Annotated in this window: 1 protein-coding gene; it reads left to right on the forward strand. The window is 42.5% G+C overall.

The features are described 5' to 3' along the window. Window positions 1-58 precede the first annotated feature (58 nt). Window positions 59-633 (forward strand): cache domain-containing protein (locus tag R7190_RS28440; RefSeq protein WP_411978099.1); only part of this gene is annotated, 575 nt, incomplete at its 3' end.

Below are 633 nucleotides of genomic sequence, written 5' to 3' on the forward strand. Positions count from 1 at the left end.
CCTACAACCCATTAACATTTCTAAAGGCATAAAAAGGACGTGTAATAGGAATGCAAGGATGTCTCAACGAAATCGTATTTTACTGATTTTTTTCGCCTTATATTTCCTGTGCGCCATTGTGGGCGGGCGCTGGGTGTGGCAACACAGCTATCAATCTTTGCTAGATAAACACCAATCACAGCTCGAACAATTTTCTAGCCACATCAAAAATAAGCTCGATAAATACGCCCATATCCCCAATCTTTTAGCCAAAGATGATCCTCTTTTTGAAGCTCTACTGAATCCTTCAAATAGCGCTCAACTCGAAATCACCAATCGCTATCTAGAATCGGTGAACAACGTTATTGAAGCGGCAGACACTTATTTGATTGATCAATGGGGCACGACCATTGCCGCAAGTAACTGGCGTAAAAAGCGCTCTTTTATTGGACGCAACTTTGCTTTTAGACCTTACTTTAAACAAGCCATCAGCGGTGAAAGCAGCCAATATTACGCTCTGGGCTCAACATCCGGCCAACGTGGCTATTACTACTCATATCCAATAATTTATGCTGGCGGCGTGTTGGGAATCGTGGTCGTAAAAATGGACTTGAGTAAAATTGAAGATAACTGGCAACAACCTGACAGCGTGTT

The sequence above is a fragment of the Vibrio sp. 1078-1 genome, from assembly GCF_033340475.1.